20 protein-coding genes and 1 riboswitch are annotated in these 21,439 nt (G+C 43.4%); of the genes, 5 read left to right on the top strand and 15 right to left on the bottom strand.

Features of this window, described 5'->3' with window-relative positions; all coding sequences use genetic code 11:
- Positions 1 to 3 precede the first annotated feature (3 nt).
- The gene (locus tag EGC86_RS00220; protein WP_165872313.1) at positions 4 to 1,368 is read left to right on the top strand and encodes a sensor histidine kinase; all 1,365 of its coding nucleotides are present in this window, start codon (positions 4 to 6) and stop codon (positions 1,366 to 1,368) included.
- A gap of 65 nt (positions 1,369 to 1,433) precedes the next feature.
- On the opposite strand, the gene EGC86_RS00215 is transcribed toward EGC86_RS00220, so the two are convergent.
- The 5 genes from EGC86_RS00215 to EGC86_RS00195 all read right to left on the bottom strand — a co-directional run bounded on the left by EGC86_RS00215 (position 1,434) and on the right by EGC86_RS00195 (position 5,752).
- Positions 1,434 to 3,149 (bottom strand): proline--tRNA ligase, encoded by a 1,716-nt coding sequence (locus tag EGC86_RS00215; RefSeq protein ID WP_123776266.1) that lies wholly within the window; start codon positions 3,147 to 3,149, stop codon positions 1,434 to 1,436.
- A 114-nt stretch (positions 3,150 to 3,263) separates the two neighbouring features.
- Positions 3,264 to 3,878, bottom strand: a complete 615-nt coding sequence (locus EGC86_RS00210) for an acyltransferase (RefSeq protein WP_011638201.1) — start codon at positions 3,876 to 3,878, stop codon at positions 3,264 to 3,266.
- A gap of 4 nt (positions 3,879 to 3,882) precedes the next feature.
- Positions 3,883 to 4,632 (bottom strand): tRNA (N6-threonylcarbamoyladenosine(37)-N6)-methyltransferase TrmO, encoded by a 750-nt coding sequence (gene tsaA / locus EGC86_RS00205; protein WP_123776265.1) that lies wholly within the window; start codon positions 4,630 to 4,632, stop codon positions 3,883 to 3,885.
- Positions 4,633 to 4,784: 152 nt separating this feature from the next.
- A complete protein-coding gene (rcsF, locus tag EGC86_RS00200) occupies positions 4,785 to 5,180 on the bottom strand; it encodes an Rcs stress response system protein RcsF (protein WP_102036337.1) in 396 nt (131 codons plus the stop codon).
- 161 nt (positions 5,181 to 5,341) lie between these two features.
- Complete coding sequence (locus tag EGC86_RS00195) at positions 5,342 to 5,752, bottom strand: H-NS histone family protein (protein ID WP_011638198.1); 411 nt, start codon at positions 5,750 to 5,752, stop codon at positions 5,342 to 5,344.
- A 435-nt stretch (positions 5,753 to 6,187) separates the two neighbouring features.
- Between EGC86_RS00195 and EGC86_RS00190 the strand changes: the two genes are divergently transcribed.
- From EGC86_RS00190 to EGC86_RS00175, 4 genes are all read left to right on the top strand, one after another.
- The gene (locus EGC86_RS00190; protein ID WP_059744357.1) at positions 6,188 to 6,937 is read left to right on the top strand and encodes an electron transfer flavoprotein subunit beta/FixA family protein; all 750 of its coding nucleotides are present in this window, start codon (positions 6,188 to 6,190) and stop codon (positions 6,935 to 6,937) included.
- A gap of 1 nt (position 6,938) precedes the next feature.
- Entirely contained in the window at positions 6,939 to 7,862 is a 924-nt protein-coding gene (locus EGC86_RS00185) for an electron transfer flavoprotein subunit alpha/FixB family protein (protein ID WP_123776264.1), read from the top strand.
- Positions 7,863 to 8,263: 401 nt separating this feature from the next.
- A riboswitch (Lysine riboswitch) is annotated at positions 8,264 to 8,480 on the top strand.
- An 80-nt stretch (positions 8,481 to 8,560) separates the two neighbouring features.
- Positions 8,561 to 10,120: a Na+/H+ antiporter NhaC family protein gene (locus EGC86_RS00180; RefSeq protein ID WP_123776263.1), complete on the top strand. Its 1,560-nt coding sequence runs from the start codon at positions 8,561 to 8,563 to the stop codon at positions 10,118 to 10,120.
- A gap of 159 nt (positions 10,121 to 10,279) precedes the next feature.
- The gene (locus tag EGC86_RS00175; RefSeq protein WP_101086537.1) at positions 10,280 to 10,858 is read left to right on the top strand and encodes a thymidine kinase; all 579 of its coding nucleotides are present in this window, start codon (positions 10,280 to 10,282) and stop codon (positions 10,856 to 10,858) included.
- Between the two features lie 127 nt (positions 10,859 to 10,985).
- On the opposite strand, the gene EGC86_RS00170 is transcribed toward EGC86_RS00175, so the two are convergent.
- The 10 genes from EGC86_RS00170 to EGC86_RS00120 form a co-directional block, all read right to left on the bottom strand.
- Positions 10,986 to 12,776, bottom strand: coding sequence for an acyl-CoA dehydrogenase C-terminal domain-containing protein (locus EGC86_RS00170; RefSeq protein WP_102037835.1), 1,791 nt, complete (start codon positions 12,774 to 12,776; stop codon positions 10,986 to 10,988).
- A gap of 529 nt (positions 12,777 to 13,305) precedes the next feature.
- Complete coding sequence (locus EGC86_RS00165) at positions 13,306 to 14,607, bottom strand: proton-conducting transporter transmembrane domain-containing protein (protein ID WP_123776262.1); 1,302 nt, start codon at positions 14,605 to 14,607, stop codon at positions 13,306 to 13,308.
- Positions 14,607 to 16,100, bottom strand: coding sequence for a complex I subunit 5 family protein (locus tag EGC86_RS00160; protein ID WP_123776261.1), 1,494 nt, complete (start codon positions 16,098 to 16,100; stop codon positions 14,607 to 14,609). The genes EGC86_RS00165 and EGC86_RS00160 overlap by 1 nt, the downstream gene beginning before the upstream one ends.
- On the bottom strand, positions 16,097 to 17,545 hold the full coding sequence (locus EGC86_RS00155) for a complex I subunit 5 family protein (RefSeq protein WP_123776260.1): 1,449 nt from the start codon (positions 17,543 to 17,545) through the stop codon (positions 16,097 to 16,099). The genes EGC86_RS00160 and EGC86_RS00155 overlap by 4 nt, the downstream gene beginning before the upstream one ends.
- A gap of 289 nt (positions 17,546 to 17,834) precedes the next feature.
- A complete protein-coding gene (locus tag EGC86_RS00150) occupies positions 17,835 to 18,143 on the bottom strand; it encodes an NADH-quinone oxidoreductase subunit K (protein ID WP_123776259.1) in 309 nt (102 codons plus the stop codon).
- Positions 18,143 to 18,799: a hydrogen gas-evolving membrane-bound hydrogenase subunit E gene (gene mbhE, locus EGC86_RS00145; RefSeq protein ID WP_123776258.1), complete on the bottom strand. Its 657-nt coding sequence runs from the start codon at positions 18,797 to 18,799 to the stop codon at positions 18,143 to 18,145. The genes EGC86_RS00150 and mbhE overlap by 1 nt, the downstream gene beginning before the upstream one ends.
- Before the next feature lie 173 nt (positions 18,800 to 18,972).
- Complete coding sequence (locus EGC86_RS00140) at positions 18,973 to 19,305, bottom strand: Na(+)/H(+) antiporter subunit B (RefSeq protein ID WP_123776257.1); 333 nt, start codon at positions 19,303 to 19,305, stop codon at positions 18,973 to 18,975.
- Positions 19,293 to 19,592, bottom strand: coding sequence for a monovalent cation/H(+) antiporter subunit G (gene mnhG / locus EGC86_RS00135; RefSeq protein WP_123776256.1), 300 nt, complete (start codon positions 19,590 to 19,592; stop codon positions 19,293 to 19,295). Before mnhG ends, EGC86_RS00140 begins: the two co-directional genes overlap by 13 nt.
- Positions 19,579 to 19,857, bottom strand: a complete 279-nt coding sequence (locus tag EGC86_RS00130; RefSeq protein ID WP_123776255.1) for an MrpF/PhaF family protein — start codon at positions 19,855 to 19,857, stop codon at positions 19,579 to 19,581. Before EGC86_RS00130 ends, mnhG begins: the two co-directional genes overlap by 14 nt.
- A gap of 178 nt (positions 19,858 to 20,035) precedes the next feature.
- Entirely contained in the window at positions 20,036 to 20,587 is a 552-nt protein-coding gene (locus EGC86_RS00120) for a Na+/H+ antiporter subunit E (RefSeq protein WP_123776254.1), read from the bottom strand.
- Between the last annotated feature and the right edge of the window lie 852 nt (positions 20,588 to 21,439).

The following is a 21,439-nucleotide window of genomic DNA, read 5'->3' as shown; positions in this document are numbered from 1 at the left end:
ATTATGAATCAGAATTTAGAGCAAGTATTACTGGCTGTCAGCCAGTCTGAATTGATTGATACCGGCGACTTAGATTCGGCTTCAAAATTGATTATCGATTCAGTTTGTCGCGGACTTGACATCGATAGGGCGGGTATATGGCTGTTAACCGAAGATAACCAATCAATCGGTTGTTTTTTATTAGTTGATAATCAAACTAAGCAAAATAATATCACGCTAACTCGCTTAGAATTTCCGGGGTATTTTAGCGCCCTAGATACAGAAAGAACAATTGCTGCCAGTGATGCGATGACAGATCCTGCGACCTGTGAGTTTAAAGATATTTATTTGCGTCCCAATGCAATCACAGCCATGTTAGACAGCCCAATAAGACATGCTGGTAAAATGATCGGAATTGTCTGTTGCGAGCATAAGGGGGGCATTAGGCATTGGAGCCGTGATGAGCAATCATTTGTGAGCTCTTTGGCTGATTTGTATGGTAGGGCTGTCAATGCGAAAAAGGTCAAAGCTTATCAAAATGAACTTGAATTGAATAATGTTGCCTTAGAAGCTGAAGTTGAAAAGCGAACTGCGGAGTTAAAAAATGCGATAAATAACTTACAAGCGACACAAGCCAGTTTAATAGAGAGCGAAAAGCTTGCCGCCTTAGGTAATCTTGTTGCTGGTGTTGCACATGAAGTGAATACTCCATTAGGTATTTCGGTGACATCAACCAGTCACTGTATCGATGAGTTAACTAAACTCAAAACCTTATTCGCCGCGGGTGAATTAGAACAACAAGACTTTGAAGAGTTTATCCATACACTCACTGACGGATTACATTTAATTGAACGTAATTTATCGCGTGCCGCAGAGTTAGTTCATAACTTTAAACGCACAGCAGCTGACCAGCTTATTTTAGAAAAAGAGCAGGTTAATTTAACTGAATATTTGGAGCAAATATCTTCCCCTCTTAGGCCATTAACCCGTAAGCAAGGTATCGAACTTGATATTCAAATAGAACCAGACTTGGTTGTTGAATCTTATCCTGGTGCTATAGCACAAATCTTTACTAATTTGGTGTCCAATTGTTTTCGACATGCATTTCCTGCTGATTTTGTAGGACAAAAGCGAATTATATTAGGCGCAAATTACTGTGGTGATGAAATAAAGATGTTTTACAAAGATAATGGTAAAGGCTTGAGCCCTGAAGTAAAGCGTAGAATATTTGAACCTTTTTTTACTACTGCACGCAACATTGGTGGCACAGGGTTAGGCATGTCTATTGTGTATAATCTAGTAACGCAAAAATTAGGCGGTAGGCTTGAGATTATTTCAGAGTTGAATCAAGGCCTTGAAATCGATATTTATATCAAAAATATTACATAAAAGTGTTTTGCAGCGATAAAAAAACGCACTCTAAAGTGCGTTTTTTCAGGTTATATCGTTAATAACTAGCCTTTAGCAGCATTTGTTAAAAACGCCACAATCTCATCGAATGGAATATCTTGTTTCTCACCCGTGCGACGGTTTTTATATTCAAATACACCAGCATCAATATTGCGATCGCCAATCACGACAACATGCGGCAAGCCAATGAGCTCCATGTCGGCAAACATAACCCCAGGACGCTCTTTACGATCATCCATCAATACTTCAACACCAGCATCAGCCAGGTCTTGGTAAAGTTTTTCGGCAATGTCAGCTACACGATGTGACTTATGCATATTCATTGGCAAAATGCCTACAGTAAACGGTGCAATAGCTTCAGGCCAGGTAATGCCACGGTCATCGTTGTTTTGCTCAATAGCAGCAGCCACAATACGACTCACGCCAACGCCGTAACAACCCATCAATAACACTTGGGCTTTACCGTTTTCGTCTAACACAGTGGCATTCATTGATTTAGAATAACTTGTTCCCAACTGGAAGATATGGCCGACTTCAATACCACGAGCCATGGCATACGTACCTAAGCCATCAGGCGTTGGTTCACCTTCGACCACATTACGGATATCCGCAGCAGTCGCTAGAGGCAAGTCGCGGTCCCAGTTAATACCAAAATAATGCTTATCTTCAGCGTTAGCACCCGCGGCAAAATCGCTCATCACAGTGACACTATGATCAACAATAATTGGCATCGTTAAGCCAACAGGTCCTATAGAACCAGGACCTGCTCCAACTGCAGCACGAATTTCTGCTTCTGAAGCAAATTCAAATGGTGACGCGACTAATTCAAGCTTGTCGGCTTTAATTTCGTTAAGTTCGTGATCGCCACGGATAACTAATGCAACTAATGGCACTTCGTCAGTAGCACCTTTTACGATTAAGGTTTTAACCGTTTTAGTGATGACTACATTAAATTGCTCAACTAACTCAGCAATCGTTTTGGCGTTAGGCGTATCCACTAACGTCATTGCTTCAGTCGGCGTGGCAAGAGTATCGGTTGGCATTGGTGATTCGGCTTTTTCAATGTTAGCGGCATAATCGCTACCCGTTGAATAAGCGATTAAATCTTCACCACTGTTAGCCAGCACATGGAATTCATGCGACATGCTACCACCGATAGAACCAGTATCAGCCAGTACTGGACGGAATGATAAGCCCATACGAGTCAGAATATTGCTGTATGCGGTATGCATAGCGTGGTAAGTGTTATCCATGGTTTCTTGATCTAAATGGAAAGAATAGGCATCTTTCATCAAGAATTCGCGCGCGCGCATGACGCCGAAGCGAGGGCGAACTTCATCACGGAACTTAGTTTGTACTTGGTAAAGTGTTAGCGGTAGTTGCTTGTAAGAACTTAATTCTTTACGGACTAAATCAGTGATCACTTCTTCATGGGTTGGCCCTAATACGAAGTCACGATTATTACGGTCTTGGAAACGTAATAACTCAGGACCAAACTTATCCCAACGACCCGTTTCAACCCATAGATCTGCAGGCTGGACTAACGGCATTAATATTTCGATAGCACCTGTTTTGTTCATTTCTTCACGAACAATGGCTTCAACTTTACGTAAAACACGTAAACCTGACGGAAGCCAAGTGTAGAGACCTGAAGCATTACGACGGATCATACCGGCTCGTAACATTAACTGATGACTAATCACCTCTGCATTAGCAGGGGTTTCTTTTTGTGTTGAAAGCAGGTAGTTGCTAACTCGCATTCCCGATGTCCAAAATAGTTGCTATGAATTAGCATCATTTTAGCACCTGAATCAATGATGTCACCTGCTAATTCGACTCAAAAGATGGCTTTGTGATACTTAAATGGTAGCTGGCTATTTTTTATCGCGTCGGTCGCCAATAACTCGGGCTGGATTACCAGCAACAATAGCAAAATTGGGTACATCTTTTGTGACAATGCAGCCCATGCCAATCACCGCACAATCTCCAATGGTGACACCGTCAACAATGCCCGCCTGAGCGCCAATCCATACATCTTGGCCTATCACTACACCTTTTGATGTCGCGGGTTGTTTATAAATGGGTTCGCTGGGTGACATACCATGGTTAAAGGCATAAATCGTGACGTTGTTAGCAATACGAGTTTGGTTGCCAATTTTGATACCATTTCGGCCCCCGTCTATACTACAGCCATGGTTAATGGCCACTTCATTGCCTAGGGTGATTGGACCATGCATAAACACATCAGCGGCAATCATGCATTGGTTACCTATAGAGATATCACGACCCGGTTCGGCAAAAAGCTGAGCTTGTGGGGCAATAAAACACTGTTCACCTATATGAATGGTTTCAAGCTGACATAACCGTTGTTGAATGTCATCTTGCCAAGGTTTTGCCCATGATAAATGCTTTGGTTTAAGTGAAAAATACAGCCATGGCATCCATGATAAGCGTTTCTTATGTTGTGCTTGATAATCTATGTCTGCCATTAATTTAATCCTTCAACAGTTCAACTTTTGTCGGCTTGAGTTCTAACACTTCAATACCTTGAGCTGTGATATGCCAAAAGATATCTAAGTCGTATAATGCCACTTGATAAAGTTTGGGATCGTTTTTGGCTTTTTTGTATGCAGGACGAGGATCTTGCGACAACACACCGTCTATAAGTGCGGCAAGATCTTGGTATTGTTCTTGCTGGCTATAGAGGTTGATCTGCTGAGTGGCTAAGGTTGTGTAAGTAAGTGGAACTAATATCGGTGCATCTTGGGCAATGCCACCCTGTGCATCGATAATAACATCTGAGAACGGAATATAAGGTTTGATATCGACAATCGGCGTGCCGTCTAATAAATCCATTCCAGATATTACTAAGCACACTTTACCTTTACGATTAACCACTCCGTGCAATTTAACAACGGACTGACCGATTCCATTTGGCCGAAATGTTGAACGAGTTGCAAAGACACCTAATTTTTCATTGCCGCCTAAACGGGGAGGGCGAACGGTGGTTTTCCAACCTTGAGCCAGATTTTCATGGAAACAGAATAATAACCATAAGTGTGAATATTGCTCTATTCCTCTAACGGCATCAATGTGATTAAACGCAGGTTCAAACTCTATATAACCTACCGCATTGACTAAACCTGGCTGACGAGGAATACCAAACTTTTGTTTGTAAGGTGTTCTGCATATTGCAACAGCATTTAATTGGCTGCTAAACGGAACGCTAGATTTATGATTCATTAGATCTGTTTGACTGTGTCGATCGTTGCTTTGTGTCATGCGATACCTGAATTAAGCAAACAAAGGGAGTTATAAATCAAATATAGAAAATGTTGATGAGTGTTATATGAGCACTCATCATTTATGGGCAGTCAATATAATATATTGAGTTGTTATTTTTCTGTAGGAGTTTTAATGGCTTGACCGACACAAAGTGCACGGCTAAAACAACTATTGTCTGCTTCAGTAATCATAAAACAGCTTTTAACCACAAAACCATTTGCGCCCATATCTGCAGCAGCTCTTCTGGCATTGGTTCGTGCTACGGCCATTTGTGGTGGTGCATCTTGTTTGGTTTCTTGGCAGGCTTCGCCTTCAACTAAACCTAAAGTTTCAAACGTTCCTTTAGGTTGATCACTACCTTCATATAACGTTACATCACCGACTTTAAAATAATCATTGATCGCTTTACTGTCTAAATTACTTTTGAACGTATAATCACTCGCACAAGCGCTCAATAATAGTGCTATACCTGAGGCAATAAATGCATATTTAAGAGGAAAAGTCATAGCCGTAGCCTTCTATTAATGGGGAATGGATCAACGACGGTTAGTTTACCTTTTCTCTTGCCGATGATAAAGCGCTCAAATGCTATAAAAAAAGAGCTTACCGAAGTAAGCTCTTTTTTATTTTAAAGGATAACGGTGTGGTTAACCCTTAATCAGAATAATTATTCCATACCAGGAATTAAAAATTCGCTCATATTTTTGCCGCTATCAACTTGTTGTTTGAATACGGTAGGCATACGACCTTGGCCAGTCCATTGAATTAATTCACCATCAACAGTGATTTGATATTTTGGTGGACGTGGTGCACGTTTGGTTTTAGCTGTTTTAACAGAAGACGTCACGTCACCTAAATCTTCAATTGATAAACCACTGTTTTCAATTTGAGCAAGAATTTCAGCAATACGAGCGTTACGCTCTGCATTGGCTTCAAGTTCTAATTTCTCTTCTTCTTGACGTTCGGTAATGATTTTTTCTAATTTCGCCGCTGTTTCACGTAAATCATCAAGAGACAATTCTTTTACTGCAGCTTTAAAACGACGGCCGTGGGTTAATATGTCTAAAAAGTCACTCATGTTGTATAGTTTCCTAATGATTTATTTATAAAATAAAAGTTATAAGAGATAAAAAGTATCAACGTTCCGTGTAAGTTTCAGTACTTCATATTGTTTATTTGGGTCGTTATTATTAATATAAGTCAGATTAATTCTCTGATTATTACTAACACAGCTTAATCAATACTGAATATAGCTATAATAATAGAAACTATTTGGCATTGAATCAAATAAAATCATCTAATTATGCAATTAATTTTAATTAAGCATTCCCATTAAGTAATTAATGATCCACTACTTGTTTAGTTTGATTGCCACCACAATAACAAAAAATATGTAAACAGTCGTTTGACTTTGATTGACGTTAACGTTAACAGGACGTAAAGTTAACCCATCTTGCATTGGCGAACGCCAGTGTGTTGTCCATATACATTGAAGGTGTAGGAAGGAAAACCTATGAAAGTATTGGTGCCTGTTAAACGCGTAGTTGATGCCAATGTGAAAGTCAGGGTAAAAGCTGATAACACAAATGTTGATACGACCAACCTTAAAATGGCGTTAAACCCATTTTGCGAAATAGCGGTAGAAGAAGCTGTTCGCCTCAAAGAAGCTGGCATTGCCACTGAAGTTGTAGTGGTAAGTGTTGGCCCTAAAGCGGTGCAAGAACAATTAAGAACCGCAATGGCACTGGGTGCCGACCGAGCGATTCATATTGAGACCGATGAAGAGTTAGTGCCTCTTTCGATTGCTAAGCTGTTAAAGGCAGTGCAAGAAAAAGAGCAAGCACAACTTGTTATTTTTGGTAAGCAGTCAATTGACGGCGACAATAACCAAACGGGTCAAATGCTCGCAGCATTAACTGATATGCCACAAGCGACATTTGCATCAGAAGTCAAAATTGATGGTGACATGATTACGGTTACTCGTGAAATCGATGGCGGACTACAAACGCTGAAAATGCCTTTGCCTGCGATTGTGACGGTAGACTTACGTTTGAACGAACCTCGTTATGCTTCATTACCTAATATTATGAAAGCTAAACGCAAACCATTAGAGATTATGGCTGTGGCTGATCTTGGTGTGAGCTTAAGAGCGCATCAAACAGTACTTAGCGTCACTCCTCCTGTTGAGCGTAAAGCGGGCATCATGGTGTCTTCTGTTGAAGAGTTAGTTGATAAGTTAAAAAATGAAGCGAAGGTGATCTAATATGACCATTTTAGTATTAGCAGAACACGATAATGTTAGCTTGAAAACTGACACGGCGAAAGTGGTTAGCGCTGCAGCAGCCATTGGTGGTGATATTCATGTGCTGGTTGTTGGTGCAGATTGTTCTGCCGCGGTGAGTGCAGCACAAAGTCTAGCGGGTGTGAGTAAAGTATTAGTGGCAGATGCCGCTCAATATGGCGCTCAATTAGCTGAAAACGTATCAAAGTTAGTTGTTGAAATTGCGGCTGATTACGAGCATATTTTAGCGGCGGCAACCAGTATAGGTAAAGATACATTGCCTCGCGTAGCAGCATTATTAGACGTTGCCCAGATTTCTGAAGTGATTGAAGTTGTAAGCAGTGACACTTTTGTACGCCCTATTTATGCGGGTAATGCGCTTGCAACTGTGCAAAGCTTAGATGCTAAAAAAGTCATGACAGTGCGCTCTAGTGCATTTGATGTTGTAGCATCAACAGGCAGTGCTGAAGTCGTCAACTTAAGCCAAACAATAGATTCAAAAACTGAGTTTGTTTCTCAGTCACTCACTGAATCTGCCCGTCCTGAACTCGGCAATGCAGGCATTATTGTGTCTGGTGGTCGTGGTATGGGCAGCGGTGAAAACTTTGCTATTTTAGAACAACTCGCCGATAAGTTAGGCGCAGCAGTAGGTGCATCACGTGCAGCTGTTGACGCAGGGTTTGTACCTAACGACTTGCAAGTAGGCCAAACAGGTAAGATTGTCGCCCCTAACTTGTACATTGCAGTGGGTATTTCTGGCGCGATTCAGCATCTTGCTGGTATGAAAGATTCAAAAGTGATTGTGGCCATTAACAAAGACCCTGAAGCCCCTATTTTTCAAGTAGCGGATTATGGTTTGGTTGCCGACTTATTTGAAGCGGTACCGGCATTGAATAACCTCGTTTAATCTGACGTTAACTCGTTAGGTGGGAAGTTGATTAAGTTAGTTTTTTCAATCGACTTTAAAGCACTATTATACGTTTTGTTATTCGATTAAAAGGTTTCTACCTATACGGTAGAAACCTTTTTTATTGGGCTAGTCTTGGATTTAGTCTTAGTTTTAGTACTGATTTTGATGATAACGTTAAAAAATTCAGTTCAAATATCGACGGTTTAATGCGGTTGCCGTTTTTGTGTCCATTACATTAGTGTGCATTTGATTTAAAAACGTTAAACTAATGCTGTTCAATTGTTGTTTAAGTTGGCGTTGTTGTTATTTGTGGTTCTGTTTAGTGCTTTTTACTGGCGCAGAATATGCGATTTATGATTGTATGTTCGCGTTGTTTGTCATGAGCTTTATGTACAAACAACAAAAGTAGAGGTGCGTTGCATAAAAGTCATGTTGAATTGGGTGATGCCAATAATTCGACATAAAAGGATGCAATGCCGAAATAAATGAGGTTATCAGCTTCATTTGTTGGGGCAGTTCTCGAAAGGGACTGCACTGTCATAGTGTTTTTATCGACATGATAAAAAGAATGATATTCATATTAAATGGATATTGCTGTGGAGTGCTACTAGTTAAGTTAACGCATACACTTTCTGTGTATGTTTAGCCTTATTTCTAGTTTTTTCTCCATTCGTATCCAACGAAGAAATAATTAAATTATGATAATAAGTTATGCCGATTCGGCACTTTCTGTTTTGCCACCACTTGTGGCTATTACTCTGGCCATTTTAACTCGTAAAGTATTGCTATCTTTAGGGGTAGGCATTGTTTTTGGCGCCTTATTACTGACCGATTTCTCATTGGTTAGCAGCGGCGAATATATCTTAAATACCGCTAGCCAGTTAGTTTGGAAAGACGCAGCGCTGAATAGTTGGAATGTGTACATTTTAGGCTTTTTGATTGTGCTGGGCATGATCACAGCATTGATCACCGTTAGCGGCTCAGCCCGTGCTTTTGCTGATTGGGCTAAATTGCGTATTCGTAATAAACGTGATGCCAAGTTAATGACCATGTTTTTAGGCTGCGTAGTGTTTATTGATGATTACTTTAACAGTTTAGTCGTCGGCTCGATTTCACGTCCAATTACTGACCGCTACCATATTTCGCGTGCCAAATTGGCTTATATTCTTGATTCCACCGCCGCACCAGTGTGTGTTATTTCTCCCGTGTCTAGCTGGGGGGCATACATTATCGCATTAATTGGCGGTATTTTAACTGCCCATGGATTTACCGATTCTGGCCATTTGAGTGTCTTTATTCAAATGATCCCAATGAACTTTTATGCCATTTTCTCGTTATTATTATTACTGTGTGTAGCAACGTTTAGCTTAGATGTAGGCCCAATGCGTCAGCATGAATTAAATGCACTGCGTGGTAATTTGTTTGATGAGTCAAAAGGCCAACCACCTGGCGCAGTCACAGATTTACCTGAAGCCGATACCGGTAAAGTGATTGGCTTGTTTTTACCTATCGCGGTATTGGTGTTCGCGACAGTGTATTTTATGGTTTCAAGTGGCGCTGATGTGTTAGCAGCAAAAGACTTACCGTTTAATGTACTCGGTGCATTTGAGAATACTGATGTTAGCTCGTCACTATTTTTTGGCTCTGTTATTGGTCTTATTGCAACACTCATTCTTGCGATTCAGCAAAAAGTTGATTTGTCTATGTTACTCAAAGGAATGTCGGTTGGTGCGCGATCTATGTTGCCAGCCATTTACATATTGCTTTTTGCATGGACAATTTCGAGTGTGATTGGTCAGCTTGAAACCGGTAAATATATGGCAAGCTTAGCCACTGATAATATTCCATTTGCCTTACTCCCTGCAGTGTTATTCTTGTTAGCGGGTATTACCGCATTTTCGACTGGCACAAGTTGGGGCACGTTTGGGATTATGTTGCCTATTGCCGCAGACATGGCGATGGGAAGTGATAGCACGATGATGTTGCCAATGTTGGCTGCGGTGTTATCTGGTGCGGTATTTGGCGATCATTGTTCGCCCATTTCTGACACCACCATATTGTCGTCAACCGGCGCCAGTTGCCATCATATTGATCACGTTGTTACTCAACTGCCGTATGCCTTAATTGCTGCTTTAATTAGCTTGGTCGGTTACACCGTATTAGGTTTTACTGGCTCATTAATCGCAGGGTTAGTTTGCTGTAGCGTGTTGTTTGTCATCAGCATTGTGATATTACACTTTTGGGCTAAGAAGTAATTTCTTAAACTAAGCCCTAGTGTATGTAGGTAAATGTCCAATTTAAGCTGTGATGGAAATGCCGTACTCATAACGAATACGGCATTTTTGTTTGTCGTTGTCATGTTAAAACAGTTACTATATGCAACATAAACAGACCAACTATTAGGACGCATAATTTTGGCGCAACTGTACTTTTATTATTCGGCAATGAATGCCGGTAAATCGACTTCATTACTACAGTCTTCTTATAATTACCGCGAGCGCGGGATGCATACTTTAGTGATGACGGCATCGATAGACAATCGTTATGGTGTCGGCAAAGTGTCATCACGTATCGGCATCGAAACCGAAGCGCAGGTGTTCGGTAGCACTGATAATTTAATAGAGTTAATTTCGACGTCGAATGATGAGCAAAAAATTCACTGCGTATTGATTGATGAAAGTCAGTTTTTAAGTAAAGAACAAGTTAGGCAGATCACACACGTTGTTGATAATCTTGATATTCCAGTATTGTGTTATGGCCTTCGTAATGATTTTCAAGGCGAACTATTTCCAGGCAGCCAATATTTATTAGCCTGGGCTGACAAATTAGTTGAGCTTAAAACGATTTGTCATTGTGGCCGTAAAGCAAACATGGTCGTGCGTCTTGATCATGATGGTAAACCGATGCGTGAAGGCGAGCAGGTTGCCATTGGCGGTAATGAAAGTTACGAGTCGGTTTGTCGTAAGCATTTTCGTGAGTTTTTGTGGGATTAATGGTCAGTTTATTTGAGCTGAGCTGACGTTAATCAATATTTATTTAAGCCACATTTAAAGACTCGACACAGAATAAAAAAAGCCGCTTCAAGTTAATTGATGCGGCTTTTTTGTGTATCATTATTTATTAAAAATCAGCTTCTGCGAAATCAACAATATCTGCACTGCTCGATTCAATTTGTTTGCGTAAACTGCGGGTTTGACTACCCCAATAGCTCATAAAGAATTGTGCTGTTTTAAGTTTAGCTTGGTAAAAGCCAGTCTCTTCAGTACCTGCTTCTAATGCGGCTAATGATGTTGCCGCAACGCGAGTCCACATCCACGCTAGCGCTGTAATACCAAACAACTGCATATAGGCCATTGACGCTGCACCAATAAGATCAGGATTCTTGCTGGCTGACTGCACAATAAAACCGGTGGCTTTTTCAAGATCGCCTGCTGCATCCATTAAGCCTGCAAGATAAGGTTTCATTGCGTCATTACCAACGTTTTGCTGAATTAATTCCTTCACCATACCTGACCACAGGGTTAATGCTGCACCTTTGTCGGCAAGTAATTTGCGGCCGACTAAATCGAGAGCTTGTACTCCATTTGTGCCTTCGTAAATCATTGCAATACGGATATCACGTACAAACTGTTCCATACCCCATTCATTAATATAACCATGACCACCATAAATTTGCTGGGCATCAACACACGCTTTAAAGCCTTGGTCGGTGACAAAGCCTTTAACAATTGGTGTAAATAATGCCGCAAGTGCATTAGCTTGTTTGGCTTTTTCTGGATCGGTATGACGTTCTACTTGGTCAAGCCACAGTGCTTGTTGACCCATTAACGCACGTGTACCTTCATTGAACGACTTTTGTGATAACAGCATACGACGCACATCGCCATGGACTAATAATGAGTCAGCAGCTTGTTCAGGCTGCTTAACGCCACTTAATGCACGGCCTTGAATACGCTCTTTGGCATAAACGAGAGCATTTTGATAAGCAATATCTGATACGCCTAAACCTTGAATACCCACACCTAAACGTGCTTGGTTCATCATGGTAAACATGGCTTTTAGACCTTGATGTGCAGCACCAACAAGCTCACCGATAGCGCCGTCAAAATGCATGACACATGTTGAGTTACCATGAATACCCATCTTATGCTCAAGACCTGTTGCGCTAAGCTTGTTAGCTTCGCCTAAGCTACCATCGGCATTCACTAAAAACTTAGGTACAGCAAATAGTGAAATCCCTTTAACACCTTCCGGTGCATCAGGTAAACGCGCTAATACTAAATGAATGATGTTGTCGGCGAGATCGTGATCGCCAGACGAGATAAAGATTTTTTCGCCGCTAATGGCAAATACATCGTCACCCGCAGGAACCGCTTTAGTACGTAATAAGGCTAAATCTGTACCCGCATGAGACTCGGTTAAGTTCATGGTACCAGTCCACTCGCCACTGACCAGTTTTGCTAAGTACTTTTGCTTTAGCGCATCACTGCCGTGAACATGAATGGCTGAATAAGCGCCATGGGTTAAGCCTGGATACATGGCAAACGCCATATTAGTGGCGGTTTTCATTTCGGTTGCGAATGTACCGATAACTTCAGGTAAACCTTGGCCACCAAATTCAGGATCACAGGTTAATGTTGCCCAACCATCTTGTACGTATTGTTTATAAGCTTGCTTGAACCCAATAGGGGTAATGACCTTACCATCAACCAGTTTACAACCTTCTAAGTCACCGCTGGCATTGAGTGGCAACATGATGTCGGTGCTGAAATCGGCAACACCTTGCAAAATTGCATCAGTGAGATCCGCATCTATTTCATCAAAACCGCGTAAATCAGTTTGTTTATAGACATTAAGCAGTTCAGACAGAATGAATTGATAATCGCGAAGAGGAGCTTGGTAAATAGGCATAAGATCATTCCTTGGTTATGTTGTATTTTAGTTTGGTCTCGGCAACAAGGTGCAGCTTGTTACTGGTCCAATCAGATAGTTGATTTCTCTAACCTTACCCAATTTCGAGTAAAAACTCAGTATTATTTTTACGTAAACGTAAACTTAATAGTATGTGTTCAACGTATCGATATGTTTACTCTGAAATATGTGTGTTGTTAACTTCTTTGTTAATACAGTAATCACCTTTGGAAAGTTCAGTACTGATGAACTTTTTTGCTTTGCTAACGAATACATAATCGTTTTGTCCGGTTTGTATAATTTCAACTCGGAATAGCAGATGAGATAAATTAATCTATCAAAATTATTTTGAAGCTTAAGACTCTAAAAATATAAGTCTTTGAAACTGCAGAAATCTCACTGGTTAGCAGGAGTTAAGATGATGCAAGATTTAATCAAGGATCCACAAGCTAGTTATTAAATTCGTAGGGATACTTCAGGTTCTAATCCAATTTTATTATGTTCTATTAAGTAACTTGTCTTACTGAGTCTACATAGCATCCAGCAGCAAAAGAACCAGAGTCACAATAACTAAGAGTATAAATAGAGTGGTCGCAATTGACCAACGCTGCAAAAAGTATTCACCGGTGCCGAACGTGTTCTGCCATCCTCGCTTTTGCCTGAGTCCCTTACATCTGGCAAACCATGAAGAGCGAAGTTCTGGCAAAGTCTCGTTTCCCATCCCCCCTCCCCAACGAATGAAGGCATCAAACCAACGCTCTACAGACAATTCCGTCAGGTTCTCATTGCTCGATCCGGATGTTTCGCCTTCATCCTTGAACCACTCAAGCCCTGCGGTCATCAATGCCAGTCCCCATCCTAGAGAGGCAATGAAGACATGGGCTGAGTCTCCATATTGATTCCATAGGGCAGGTTTGATCAGCCCCGTCCCCAAGCCTATAACAAAGCTTCCCGTCGCAATGAAGAAAACACAGATAAGTCGCTGTTTCCATTGAACCCGCGAAACTGACAGCATGGCATAAAAGATTGTCGTAAAGCCGATCGCTAGCAGCACAGCTCCAGCCATGGGTGCGGCAAGTTCACCCAACGGCAACCAACGCAGGCCACAAAGCAAGCCCGTGGCGACGGGGCCTAGCCACAACAGCAGCGCCATCGCCGGCCGAACCGAGTAATAAGACAAAGATAGCCATCGATGTAATGGCCACACTCCTACCTTGAGGGCGATACCGACAATTACCATCGACAGATAAAAAGATGATGACTCTGATAGCGTCATTGCTTTGGTTAGGGTAGCGAAGTCCAGATATTCTGTTGTTGCGGTGGCCATCATCATGGCCTCGAATAGCAGGATGTCTGCTAGGATCAGTAGCACCAGATATATCCGCCCAGCGCGGCGAGTAGTTTCGTCACCATGAGTAAGCAAGAGGCCAATACACGCGTAGCTCATCAGAGTCGTAAAGCTGAAGAAGACAATCATATCCGTTGCCAGCACTGCGCCAATCTGCCCCACTAGAAATAATAGCAGTAAGCTAGTCTGTGGATTATAGCCGTCACATTTGGCTGGAGTAGGCACAAAGGCTGCTCCAACGCCCCACACCACCACCGACATAGCCAGCCACCAACGCGATAGCGCGTCTATACCCAACCCAGCGCCCAGCCAAAACCAGGGCAGTTCAATAGCAAAATCCACAGGAATAAACACAAGCGTAGCAGCTGGCAACAGCGCCATATGTATCGGTCTGGGTAGGTGAGTATGCAGTGCAGGGAACGCCAACAGCAGCGGCAGGCCTAGTGCTGATAAAAGTAGGGATACACTCACTATGGCGTTCATTAGGCAAATCCTCGACTCACAATTAATCGAGTCCATTCCAATAGGTTAAACGGTGCAAACGCCAAAAGCCCCAAAGCCAATGTCAACAGTGCAGTAACTATGGGGGGGACAAGTAATGTCCAAGCCGTCTCTTTGTTTCCAAAAGATCGTTCGGCCGGCCAGCTATCGGGAGGGGCCTTAAACCAAGCTGTATACAATATGGGTAAAAAGTAGGCGGCATTGAGGGCACTACTTACCGCCAGAACATATATCACCCAGCCTTGTCCTGCGTCCAATGCCCCCAGTCCTAGATACCATTTGCTAAAAAAACCTGCGAGCGGCGGGGCACCTATCATACCGAAGGCGCCAATGGTGAATGCCGCCATGGTCCAAGGCATCCGACGTCCGACCCCGTTCATCTCGCTGATTTTATGAATCCCTAGGGTCTCGGCGAGGTTACCAGCGCACATAAAAAGGGTGATTTTTTGCACTCCCTGATGCACCAGGTGGATCAGTCCTCCCAGCGTCGCGATAGGACTGGCAAGCGCTATGCCTAGCACTATATAGGACACTTGGCTGACTGTAGAAAATGCGAGTCGACGTTTAAGTTCGTCCTGAAATAAGGCGCGCAGCGAGCCATAAATTATGGTCACAGCAGCCAGTATTGCTAGGGGTAAGGTTAGCCCCAAACTGTTGGCAAACTCGATGCCATACACATCGTAAACAACCCGTATTATGCCGAATGCGCCCGCCTTTACCACTGCCACGGCGTGCAGCAGCGCACTTACAGGCGCTGGGGCAACCATGGCCTGCGGTAACCAGCCATGTAGGGGGACCAAAGCCGCTTTTACCCCCAATCCGGCAATCAACAAGCAGAAGATTATCATCAGCGTTGGGTGCAAAGAGGCATCAAGACCGGACAAAAAACCGCGGTCGGTGAACTCCAGAGTGCCGGCAAGCGTATACAACCACACAGAAGACAGCAGTAGCAATGCGCCCCCGATGATAGTGTAGATAAGGTAATTTCTGCCGGCCTGGCGTGCGATTTCGGTTCCGCGGTGTACGATCAGTGGGTAAGTGCAAAGAGTAAGTAGTTCATAAAACAGCAGGAAGGTAATCAAATTCCCCGCAAGGGCAACACCTGTCGTGGCAGTAACACACAGACTGAAGAAGCCAAAAAAGCGGCTGCGATGAGGTGAACCCTCCAGATATCCAACGGCATAAACGGTAGTGACCAGCCACAGTCCGGAAGAAAGTGTCACGAAAAGCATCGCCAATGGGCCAGAACGCAGAACCAAATCGAGTCCTGGTAAGAGGGTTAGACGAGCCTCAAAATGATAGCCATGTAATATGCCCCAAAACATTCCCCCGACCAGCACAATCTTAAATAGCGCACCTGCCAGATTAAGGATTGTGCGGGTGACGACACGATCCTCGGGCAAGCAGAAAATTATCAGCCCCGGCAAGAAAGAGCTGGCGAGGATCAACAAGGGCAGAGCCGTACTCCAATTCATCCGCTATGTCCTGTGCCAAAGGGGGAACCCATTTCTAACATTGCCAACGGCCAGTATGTGAACAAGCCCAAGAGCACTGCTATTAAAGCCAACCCTAAAGCGCTCCACTCCATCGTGGCCGGTAGTGTTACCGTTCGGCTTGTTGGTTCGTCATGAGTAAACACATGAGCAATGACTTTGAATACATAGCCAGCGGCCAGAAATCCACCAAGGAGCAGAATAATTCCCCACCACCACTGTCCGGATTCTATTGATGCCTGCAGTAATAACCACTTGCCAATGAACCCTCCACTTGGCGGTAGCCCCATAAGGCTGATACCCGCTAGGGCGAATGCCGTCAATGTCAGCGGCAGACGTTGGGTTATTGAGCCGAGCTCCGCTATGCGGTCATGTCCCGCAAAAAACTGAATATTACCCGCCGCCATGAACATCGCCGCCTTAGCCATAGCATGGGAAAATAACATATATAGTGCTCCCTTCCAGGCAATGCTCGTCCCCAACGGAAAAGCCAAAAACAGATAGCCCAGTTGCGATACTGTCGAGTAGGCAATAAGTAATTTTAGCTGTGTTTGGCGCAGTGCTTGAATTCCGCCCCAAAGGACGGCCGCGGCGCCGAGCAGTCCCAGAAAATTAGCGAATGCCGCCCCCTGCGTTTGAAAGAACTCCAGCCACATGCGTAGCAGAATATAGAAGGAAGCTTTGACCACCAATGCGGACATAAGCGCACTCACGGGGGCTGGGGCTGAAGCATGGGCGGGCGGTAACCAAAAATGCATTGGGAAAAGCGCTGTTTTGAGCAGTAGGCCGGTACTTATCAATCCCACCGCCGTCCACATCGCAGGTGACGGTTCTACTCGTTGTGCTAGTATTGCAATGTCCAGACTACCAACACTGTGGTAGATAAGGGCAACGCCCAACAGATAGAACAAGGAGCCCAGTAGGCTTACCAATAGATAACGCATTGCTGCAATCAAGGCGTCGGCGCCACCTGCTAATGCCACAAGGGCCACTGCCGTTAATCCCAGTAATTCCAGTGTGACATAGAGATTGAAGATATCAGCTGACAGAAATAGTGCATTGAGCGCCCCGCACAGGAATAACCACAACGGCCAAAAATGCCTCGCTTTGTCGCGACTGAAATAACTGCTGGAATAGATGCTGATACCTAAACCTACCAGTGCCGCCATCAATAGCATTAGTAGACTCAGACCATCTGCGTAAAGGTCGATGCCCAATGGCGCCCCCCAACCACCCATAGGGTAGCGCAGCGAGCCTAGTGCTTTGAGTTGCCAGCCGAGCCTAGTGACACATGCCAAAACAACCAAGGAAGTCAGCAGACCCAGTGACTTCGCTTTTGCCGGAAACAGGAAGCAAGCCATACTCCCTATCAAGGGAAAGATGATCGGCATCACAATCCACGGGATTTGCCCCAAAATTAACTCCATGCAGCAATCTTGTCCTTTTTAGTATTCAGTGCCTGCCCAACATTAGTGAAGAGCTCTTTACACGCACGCTGTTTGCATTATCACTCATCGGCGTTTATTCACTTAGCCAGTTGCAAACAAGGCTATGTCATTGAATAGGGCGCCGGGGTGAAGCATAAATATTCCGCTAATTTAGTCTGGTAGTCCTTTCTTGCTATGTTGTCATTTTTGGTTATTTAGTTTTTACGGCACTCAATCATTGAGACAATATGAAATGGCCTATATTTTCTCTGTTCTGGGTTCCGAGGTCTCATTCACAATCTTTGTCGGGGAATTCGCTTTTCCCAATTGCCTTATTTATTTTTAACATCAAAATGAGCGCCAACGCAGTGGCTGATACGGCCACCACGATACCGGTAATGACCATGGCATGAGGTACAGTATCTGGTTGGACATTATGATTACGGGAAGCCAACGATACCAAAACCAGAAACACCCCGGTGCACATCACATTGATAGCCAGTATTTTGCGCAACAAATTAGCGTAAACGATTAAGGAATATATACCTAAAATGAACAAACCCACGCCAAGCAGTGCATAGAGGTAAATATTGCTCATTATTCTTCTCCCTTTGGCCGTCCACCGAGGAAGAGCGCTGCCAATGTTGCGCCAATGGAGAGGGTAGCTGCAGATTCGATAATCAACATCAGCTCACTGGCCACAGTAGGAGGGTATCGCAAAAATTCACTTCCGATCAGCAACGCCCCCGTACCTACCATGACAAACATAGCTAGACCCAAGACTAATAGCACTCTCAACGGAAGGCCTGAGTAACGATTGTTTACCCGCCATCCGCAAAGCCGTAGCAGTACACCTGCCGCACCCAGTAAAGCGCCGGCCTGAAAAGCTCCCCCCGGTGCATCAGCTCCTGCCCACACTAAGTAACCGGCCACCAAAATAAACACGGGAATCAGCTGACGAGACATGATGTCCAGAATCTGGTCAGGGGCTGATCCGCGATAAATGGGCATTTCGTCCAGAGACCATACGCCAAGTAGAGCTGCCAGTAAGACTCCCATCTCCAGCAAAGTATCGTAACCACGAAAGTTTAGCAGCACCGCACTCACAGGATTGTGTGCGCCACTGATCGTCATGTTGTCGGTCAGCATTGTTGGCAGCTCTTGCGCAGGATCAGGTATAGACAATACGGCATAACTGAGTACAACACCGAGCACCAGCAATAGTGGCAACAATAACCAAGGTCTTGTATCCATATCATCTCTCCTGATTTTGAGCTGCCACCTGACGTTGGCTGGGTAGCAGCTTATAAAAGGAAACCACACAGAAATCTCTGACGAGGGGAAGGGGAGTCATAATGCTGCCAATATCTATCAATGACATATTATTAGCATCAGGTTCATACTGATTCGAGTATCCAAGTATCTTTTTACTCATCATTTGTATCACCTTCAATCGATTTATGCGGAATAATTGGCTGCGCTTCCTCACTGTTAGACTCATCAACACGGGGATCCTTTAGCCGCGCATACGCGGCCAGTAACAGGGCGCCAGTCAGGCCTGCACCAATAGCCGCCTCAGCCAGAGCGATATCAGGAGCATTGAGCCTTACCCAAGCTAAAGCCATTAATAATCCGAAACTGATAAACAGCACAATCGATTTGAACATATCTGGGCTGGCGAGAGCTTGCCAGGCTAGGTAAAATAAGCCGATTACTAACAGGCTATCAAACCCCCAGTAAAGGAGGCTTAACGTTTCCAAGGCTTGATACCTCGCTGCAATGCACGTCTTGCAATCAAATGGGAAGTGGTTGCACTGGCAAGCATCACAAAAGCCCAGATAAGTAGCAATTTCCCAACGATGACCCAGCTTTGTGCCTGAACTGCTAATCCTGCGACCACCATACCCAGACCCACGTTGTCGGCTTTGGTCAAAGCATGCAAGCGAGTGTATACATCTGGAAATCGCAATAAGCCCAGAGTGCCTGCTAGGAAGAAGGCGCCCCCAGTGAAGAGTAGGATGCTGGATAGGACATTAATGAGTGTCATGCTTTGTCTCCCTATCGCCCCAGACTCGCCGGACAAAGGTTACCGCGGTTACCGCAGCAAGTAAGGCGAATACTAATGCCACATCATGAAGAGCTGGTTTGTCTGTCGCTTGAGCCAGTAATAACATTACCGCCACTGATGTGGTGCCAAATAACTGTGCCGTTAACATGCGATCAGCTGCCGTGGGGCCGCGTAACACCCTCCACATTCCAACAATGAGGTTCAGTAAAAGGAACAAAGCCAGTGAGACATATAGAGTTTGCATACGGATTTAATCGTCCAATTTAGCAGGCGTTTTAAGGCCTAGTGGTTTGATTGCGTTTAGGAAGCAATTAATCTGATTCAGGATTGATTCCGCAGTATTCCCCATAATAAAGCCATATACATCTAATACATTCCAGCTCTTGCACGCCAACTTCGTTGTTTCCAGCAGGCAAAACCTTTTATAAAATATTTTCATTGCATTCATCTCCTTTTCCATCGTGCAAAGAGATATTGAACATTTTGGCAACTATTTTTTCTAACGTCATTAGTTCCGACAACACATTTTTTCGTGTATCAAGCACATGAACTTTTAAATGGTTTTTCCCCAAATTGACACTCAATGTACCAGGTAGCAGACTGACAGTATTAGCCATGAATACACGGGATATTCCTGGTGGCAGACGTAAGGGGAAATCAATTAGGCCCGGGGCTATGGGAATTTTTGGATTTAATGCGCACCACGCTACATTGGCGCCACCACGAAGTGAGTTCCAAATAAAAAAAGGCACGAAGCGTACAGAGTGAATCACCGAGCAGGAAAAAGGAGATACCAGTACCATACTTATCAACGTAGCAACGAGCACTATCGGAGCGCCAACCAACCATGAGTTTACTGACCCCTCAGTAAGCATTACCCACATAAAGGCAAAAGCAACCACACGAAACCATGCTATTCGAAAATGAATATTCATCAAATCGTTCAACCAGCTTTTACTTGATAATCTACTCATCCTTTATCCCCTAGAGTCATTTCGTTATATAGTGTTATACATCCATATACGGCATCATTATCAGGAGCAACCCTTACTTCTCCTAACCAGCGACAGCAGCCAATCTATGAACTGCTAATTTACTAAATATGCTTTGTAAAATGCTCGATTATTCGTAGTGGCGCAATTATTTATCGTTCTCCACACAAAGTGTAGATGGTGATCCCGTTTAGTTCGTAGTATTTCTGAATGGGTACAATTGGACTCCACCAAAAGTGAACGTTGCTAGCGCTATTTACATAATTAAATGACCAGAAAGCTTTTTAATTTAGTTACTTCTAGTTATTGATAGAAGCAATATTTACCTACATTTATGTAATGGAACCTAGCGCACTTCAGAGAATTCCTGTCCAGATAGACCAATCTATTTATAACTTCGAGTGACGAATATTATGGTATTTAATTGCTTACTGCATCATCAAAAATTATTTTTCTTCAATGTGGTGAAAACTAAAAAGTTTATATATTCATAGTGTTAGTTATCACCTAATCACATTTTTTTTAATACCACCATTTGAGAACATCACCGTGTATTAAAGGGAAGATCCAAAGGTAGTGGTCAACAATTATTGGCCAAGGTTTTAGGAGCATTCCAATATAAACATTTAGATTAATTTGGCATCAGCCCATCATTATATTGAGTAGCGTAGTATCACTGTAATATCAGGTACTGTAATTTTGACGTTTTTATCTGCTTCTGAAAAATTGGAACAACCACATATCGGTATCCTTTTTTACTTCAGGCTTCAAAAAAAGCATTCCATTGGAGTATTAATCTCGCAGTGGCTTCTCCTACTGCGATTGGCCTCTTTG

Origin of the sequence: Shewanella frigidimarina (assembly GCF_003797125.1) — a bacterium.
GTDB classification, from domain to species: Bacteria; Pseudomonadota; Gammaproteobacteria; order Enterobacterales; family Shewanellaceae; genus Shewanella; species Shewanella frigidimarina.
Note: the sequence above shows the minus strand (reverse complement) of the source record. Positions and strands in the feature narration are given on the sequence as shown.